General features: G+C 39.3%; 1 protein-coding gene. It reads left to right on the top strand.

The genetic code is table 11. The features are described from left to right. Nucleotides 1–242, top strand: a 242-nt coding sequence (locus tag ACRHOZ_RS21315) for a hypothetical protein (RefSeq protein ID WP_431130371.1), incomplete at both ends; no start/stop codon positions are given.

Here is a 242-nt window from a genome sequence, read left to right as displayed (position 1 = left end):
CAGAGGAGACCAGGTGGATGGCACCATTCGGATTGTGGATTACAAAACTGTAAGGCTTGAACCGTCCCATGTAAAAATCAAAGATTGGGAGAGCCTAATTTCCAATTATGACAAAAGGAAAGCTTTTCAACTGCTATGTTATGCCTATTTGTACCATAGCAAACACGGTACACAATCTCTTATTGTCGGGTTGAATTCCTTCAAAAATTTAAACCATGGATTTCTCCCATTTTCTACTTCAG

It is taken from the genome of Flagellimonas flava (assembly GCF_050617915.1).
GTDB classification, from domain to species: domain Bacteria; phylum Bacteroidota; class Bacteroidia; order Flavobacteriales; family Flavobacteriaceae; genus Flagellimonas; species Flagellimonas flava_A.
The sequence above is the reverse complement of the archived record's forward strand: the minus strand, read 5'-3'. Positions and strand labels throughout refer to the sequence as shown.